General features: G+C 45.0%; 3 protein-coding genes. All 3 read left to right on the forward strand.

What is annotated here, in order from left to right:
* Positions 1 to 99 precede the first annotated feature (99 nt).
* The 3 genes from B0E43_RS00180 (at position 100) to crtD (ending at position 6,314) form a co-directional block, all read left to right on the forward strand.
* Positions 100 to 3,168 carry a TonB-dependent receptor gene (locus B0E43_RS00180; protein WP_077346045.1) on the forward strand — a complete coding sequence of 1,023 codons (3,069 nt, stop codon included), beginning with the start codon at positions 100 to 102 and terminating at the stop codon, positions 3,166 to 3,168.
* A 27-nt stretch (positions 3,169 to 3,195) separates the two neighbouring features.
* Entirely contained in the window at positions 3,196 to 4,716 is a 1,521-nt protein-coding gene (locus B0E43_RS00185) for a RagB/SusD family nutrient uptake outer membrane protein (protein ID WP_077346046.1), read from the forward strand.
* Between the two features lie 125 nt (positions 4,717 to 4,841).
* Positions 4,842 to 6,314 carry a 1-hydroxycarotenoid 3,4-desaturase CrtD gene (crtD, locus tag B0E43_RS00190; protein WP_077346047.1) on the forward strand — a complete coding sequence of 491 codons (1,473 nt, stop codon included), beginning with the start codon at positions 4,842 to 4,844 and terminating at the stop codon, positions 6,312 to 6,314.
* The last annotated feature ends 319 nt before the right edge of the window (positions 6,315 to 6,633 follow it).

Here is a 6,633-nt window from a genome sequence, read left to right on the forward strand (position 1 = left end):
ATATAATACAAGTATTAGGCACTTTTTAATATTTGTTTCCTTGCATTATAACATCTCATATTAGCGCCCTGAATGTTAAAAAAACTAAATCAAACACCTATGAAGAAAGTTTTATTAGGTTTTGCATTGAGTTTTCTGACCATCGTGTCAGTACTCGCGCAATCTAAGACGATCACTGGGAGGGTTACTTCAGGCGAAGAGCCAGAAGGTGTGCCGGGAGCCAGTGTGGTGGTCAAAGGAACCACCCAAGGTACCATCACTAATCTAGATGGTACTTATTCCATTTCCGTTCCGGAAAATGCTACTACACTCGTGTTTAGCTTTGTTGGTTATTTAACCAAAGAAATGCCAGTTGGATCAAACTCTGTGATCGACGTGGTATTGGATACAGACGTGAAAACTTTGAGTGAAGTAGTCGTAACTGGTTACGGTACTCAAGAAAGAAGAGAAATCACCGGTTCGGTAACCTCCATCAACAGTGCGGATATCGAAAACTTGGTAACTCCTTCTTTCGAGTCTCAATTGGCTGGTCGTGCTCCTGGTGTACAGGTAACTACTCCCAGCGGTATTCTTGGTGCTAGACCGATCATCCGTATTAGAGGTGTTAACTCTATCTCTTCCAGCGCAAGCCCATTGATCATCATCGACGGCGTGCCCGTGGTAGATGACGACAGATCTTCTGTCAATGCATCTAACCCATTGGCTAACATCAACCCTGCAGACATCCAGTCTTACGAAGTATTGAAAGATGGATCTGCTACAGCGATCTACGGTTCAAGAGCTGCAAATGGTGTGATCTTGATCACTACCAAAAGAGGTTCTACCGGCAAAGCAAAAGTAAACTACAGCGTGGCTATGGGTATCAACGAAGAAGTGGACCGCTTTGAGTTGCTTACTGGTGACGAGTTTGTTACAATCGCAAACGAAAAAAGAACCAATGCTGGTCAATCTCCTCTGGCAAATCCAGGTGAAAATACCGACTGGCAGGACATTGTGTTCAGACAAGGATTTACTCAGCAGCACAACCTATCTGTTGCAGGTGGATCTGAGACTACCAAATATTTCTTCTCCATGGGCTTTACCGATCAGGAAGCTGCAATCGTAGCCAATGACCTGAAAAGATACTCTTTCAGAGCAAACTTGGATCACAGCATTTCTAAAAAAGTAAGAATCGGAAATTCACTTTCTTATTCCCTGACTGAAATCAATGGTCTGAACAACGGTGCAAACTCTCTTTCCGGTGCGATCTACAATGCCACTCGTGCATTGCCAAACGTATTCGTTTACGATGAGGCTAATACTGCATTTGATGGCTACAATGTAAGACCTGACGGTTCTACTACCGGATGGGGCAACAACTTAGCCGGTCCGGACAACAACATCCCTAACATCGGCTTTGTATTGCAAAATAACATCTCCAGAAGCCGCGCGCACAGATTGTTGGGTTCTGCCTATGGTGAAGTGGATATCACGAATGGTTTGACTGCAAGAACTCAAATCGGTGTTGACTTGACTTTGGCTGATGACTTCCAGTCTTGGGATCCAAGACACGGTGATGGTCGTGGATCAAACGGTTCTATAACCATGGCGTACAACCCTGCTTTCCGTTGGAACTGGCAGAATACCTTGAATTACCAGACTGTAATCGGTGAAAACCATAACATCAACGTGACCGCTGGTATGGAATACCAATTCACAAACTATTACAACTTCTCCGCTTCCGGAACTGATATCTCTGATAACTTCTACAGACAGAGAAACCTCATCACCGGTTCTTACAACAACCAGTTCTCTGGTGGTGGCTACACGGAGCAAGGATTTGATTCTTACTTCGGTAGATTCAACTACAGCTTCAAAGGCAAATACTTAGCTTCATTCACGGTAAGAAATGACGGTTTGTCTGACCTTATAGGTGACAACAAGCGTGGTACCTTCTTCGGTGGATCCGTAGGATGGAGAGTTTCTGACGAAGCTTTCTTCAATTCTGAACTGATTTCTGATTTGAAATTCAGAGCTTCTTATGCAGAAGTAGGTAACTCAGGTATCGGTTCATTCGCTGCTTTCGGTGGTTTCTCCCCAGTATTGGGCGGTGCCGGTGCTGGTATCGGTTATGCAAGAGTAAACAATGCAGGTCTTCAGTGGGAAACTTCCAAGAAGCTTAACGTTGGTTTCGATGCAACTATCGGACGAGTGACAATTTCTGCTGATTATTTCAACAATGACGTGGATGGTTTGATCCTTGGTGCTCCTACTGCCCCTTCTTTGGGTGTTCCGACAAACAGCATCAACCAAAACGTAGGTACTATGGTGAACTCAGGTTTGGAATTGAGAGCTTTTGCCAATGTGATCAACAGAGGTAAATTCTCTTGGAGCACAGACTTCAACATTACCTTCATCGAAAACGAAGTAACTCAACTGGTTCAGCCTTTGACAGGTACTTATAACAGAACAGAAGTAGGTGGACCGATCGCTCAGCTTTACGGATTTAAGTGGGCTGGTGTGAACCCTGCTAACGGTAACGCCATGTACTACAGCGGTGAAAACGTCGTACAGTTGGTAGGTGCATCTACTTGGAGAGCATTCGTAGCTGAAGATCCTGCCAATACTACTACTGCAGGTACTGCTCCAACTCAATTCTTCCTTGGTAATACACTTCCTAAGTGGCAAGGCGGATGGAGCAATACATTCAAGTATGGCAATTTTGATGCTGAGATCTTCACCAGATTCTCCGGTGGAAACTACATCATGAATGAATCTGTAAGAGGTTTGTTGGGTCTTGGTTTCTCTAACAACCACGCTTCTATCCTAAACAGATGGACTGAAAGCGGTCAAGTAACAGACATGCCAAAATTGTATTCTGGCCGTGATGCCAACACTTGGCAAGGATCTGCCTCCAACAGCCGATTTGTTGAAAAGGGTGACTTCGTAAGAATCCAAAACATCGTGATAGGTTATACCGTACCAGCGGCAGCTTTGACTTCAGCATTCAACGGAGCTATCTCTAATGCTAGATTCTTTGCTCAGGTTCAAAACCCATTCACTTTCACCGATTACACCGGTTTGGATCCAGAATCTAACCAGTATAGCGGTCAGTTGAGCTTCGGTGTTGACTGGAACGTAGCTCCGGTGATCCGTACCTATACTTTGGGTCTAAACGTTGGGTTCTAATTTCAATTTCCTAAACGAAGAACGATAATGACAAAGTTTTCTATAAATAATTTCAAACTCGTCCTTGCCGGTGTGGCATTGATGGGTGTAGCTAGCTCCTGTGATGTTACAGAGCTGACGCCAGCTAACTTGATCCCTGATCAGGAAGCATTTGCAGATGCAAAGCGTGTGAATTCAGCCGTGTTGGGTGTTTACGAATCAGCTCAACGTGGATTCTACAACGGTGCTGCCGATAGAGGTTATCCTTTTGGTGCTGCCAACGTGGAGCAGGGTGACATGAGAGGCGAGGACATGTACAATGACCAGGCTTTCTACGAAATCACCTATACGCATGGATACAACCCCCAGTCTGCTAACAACAACGGGATGTGGATAGGTACTTACCGTATGATCAACAGAGCAAATATTGTGTTGGAAAACCTGGATGCTGCTCTTGCTTCAGGTGTTTTGACACAAGCTCTGAGAGACCAATACCGTGGTGAAATGTTGTTCCTGAGAGCTTTGGGTCATCATGAACTGTTGATCCACTTTGCTAGACCTTTCTCTGATGATCCAAGTGCACCTGGAGTTCCTTACAGAACTTTCGCCATCAATGACGTAAGCAAAGTGCCGGCCGGTGAAGCAGTTTCCCGTGGTACTGTAGCAGAAGGTTACACTCAGCTTTTGGCTGATTTGAACGAGGCTGAGACCTTGTTGCCAACCGGTGCAGCTTCAAGAGCTAGCAAAGGAGCAGCAATCGCTTTGAAGTCAAGAATCAAGCTTCACCAAGAAGACTGGGCAGGCGTAGTAGCTGAGCATGAGAAAATCAAAGGCTCTTATACTGTGACTGCTGATCCGATCACTCCTTTCAGAGGCGGAACCAGCACAGACAATATCTTCTCTTTCCTTAACTCTGAAGGTTCCAACCCAGGTGTAAACGGTGCTTTGGCTCCGATGTACGGCAATCCAGGAGTCGGTGGCCGTGGTCTGGTGAAGATCTCCCCATTGATCTGGAGATCCAATTTCTGGCATGCAGAAGACACCAGAAGGGTAGGTCTTACCTCAAGGAATGCTACAGGAATCTTTACTGCCAAATACATCCAGTATGTAACCCGTACAGATCCTAACCCTATTTTGAGATTCTCTGAAGTGGTATTGAATGCTGCTGAAGCCAATGCTCAATTGGGTAATCTTGATGCAGCAGTTGCTTTGGTAAACTCTGTAAGAGACCGTGCACTTCCTGATACTGTTCCTTCTTTCACTGCTGCCGATTTGGGCGGTAAGGCTGGAGTTTTGACTGCTATCTACAACGAGCGCAGAATCGAATTCCTAGCTGAGGGAAGAAGATGGGCTGATATCCACAGACTTGCCGGTGCTGGTGTATTGCCAGGAACTCCTGCAAAGGCTACTTCCAGATCCATCACCAACATCGATTTCTATACAACCAGCCGTGTTATCCCTACGGATTATGCGTTGGCCTATACTAGCCACCTGTTTATCTGGCCTATTCCATTGGATGAAATCCTGGCTAACGCTACGGCTCCTATTGATCAGAATCCTGGTTATTAATTCCGATTTCAATTAAGTAATAAAGTCCGGCTCGTAAGAGTCGGACTTTTTTTGTTTGGATATAATGCCAAGACTTTTAATCAAAAGCTTGAATTGCTAGTTTAAGGTCAAACTCTTATCATTTAATGACAAAAAAAGCCCTGATCATTGGTTCCGGCATTGCCGGCATCGCAGCTTCCATTCGGCTTGCAGCGAAAGGTTTTCAAGTAGAGATCTTTGAAGCTAATTCCTATCCGGGTGGAAAGCTTTCGGAAATTGAAATCAATGGGTACAGATTTGATGCCGGGCCTTCGCTTTTTACCTTACCGGATCAGGTTGAGGAGCTTTTTCTTTTGGCTGGCAGAAATCCAAAGGAACATTTCGAATACCTGAAATTGGATGTGGCCTGTCATTATTTTTGGGAAGATAGTCTCCAGATTAAAGCTTGGGCAGATGTCGATAGATTTGCCGAGGAGGTGGAAACGAAACTTGGTGAACCTGCCGCCCATATTCGGCAAGCGCTGAGACGATCGGCATTTATATACGATCACCTTGCGCCGCTTTTTATGCATCGATCTCTCCACAGGTTTGGCACTTGGACCAATTCCCAGGCCATGAAGTCCTATCTGAAAATGGGTAAGCTTGGAATCTTTTCCACCATGAATCGAGCGAATGAGCGGCAGTTTTCCCATCCGAAACTGGTGCAGCTGTTCAACCGCTATGCGACTTACAATGGCTCAAATCCCTATGAGACCCCTGCGACCCTCAATATTATCCCCCATCTGGAATTCAATGTCGGGGCATTTTTTCCCAAGAAAGGAATGCATGACATCACCCTGAGTTTGTATGAGCTGGCGAAATCATTGGGAGTCGTTTATTACTTCAATTCCCCTGTGGAGGAGATTTTGGTGGAAAATGGATCAGCCATTGGTCTAAAGACACGAGGTCGGGAATATCGGGCAGATGTGATCGTGAACAACATGGATATGGTCAATGCCTACAAGACCGTATTGAGAAAGCAAAAACAACCCAAACTGCTTTTGGCTCAGCCCAAATCGAGTTCTGCACTGATTTTTTATTGGGGGGTTAAAAAAATTTTTCCAGAACTTGATCTTCACAATATTCTATTCTCGGATGATTACAGGACCGAATTTGAACATATTTTCAAAAAAGGGACCATATACCAAGACCCAACTGTCTACATCAATATCACCTCAACCTATAAACCGGACGATGCCCCTGAGGGCTGCATGAATTGGTTCACCATGATCAATGTCCCAAACAATCAAGGCCAAAATTGGGACGAACTTATTACTGGTGCAAGGCGGAATATCATTTCCAAGATCAACCGAATCCTAAAAACCGATCTGGAGGCTTTGATTGAAGTGGAGCAAATCCTGGATCCCCGAAGCATCGAATCCAAAACATCGTCTGCTCAAGGCGCACTTTACGGCAACAGCTCCAACAATAAATTTGCAGCCTTTTTGCGTCACGCCAATTTTTCGTCCGACATCAAAAACCTATACTTCTGTGGAGGATCGGTGCATCCGGGAGGGGGGATTCCGCTTTCCCTGCTTTCTGCGAAGATTATGACAGAGATAGTGATCAGTGGTCGGTGATCAGTTTTCAGATTGTAAAGTGGTGATATTGTAAAAGGTAAGTGGTGAAGAGTGAGTTGTGAGAATGTCACACTGAGTCTTAAATATTCCGGGAACATACAAAAAGGAAATGACGGGGTTAACTTAGCCTTATCCTAAACAGTTTGGCCGCCTTCGTGATAGTGCACCTGCCTGTCGCTGAGTATGGTTCCCTTGAACTGAGTACAAAAGAATGGTACAGTGATTCACTTGTCCGATTGGTAGCCTGGCACTACAGGTGTTCAACGGGTTTGGGATTTAAAACTAATCCGGATGGAAAAGATCAATCTTCATTCAGCAG

Origin of the sequence: Algoriphagus sp. A40 (assembly GCF_002002735.1) — a bacterium.
In the GTDB taxonomy this organism is placed as follows: Bacteria; Bacteroidota; Bacteroidia; order Cytophagales; family Cyclobacteriaceae; genus Algoriphagus.

Bases quoted from the DNA above. Each gene is read 5' to 3' on its own strand.
- B0E43_RS00180 (WP_077346045.1), top strand. From the start codon at position 100: ATGAAGAAAGTTTTATTAGGTTTTGCATTGAGTTTTCTGACCATCGTG.
- B0E43_RS00185 (WP_077346046.1), top strand. From the start codon at position 3,196: ATGACAAAGTTTTCTATAAATAATTTCAAACTCGTCCTTGCCGGTGTG.
- crtD (WP_077346047.1), top strand. From the start codon at position 4,842: ATGACAAAAAAAGCCCTGATCATTGGTTCCGGCATTGCCGGCATCGCA.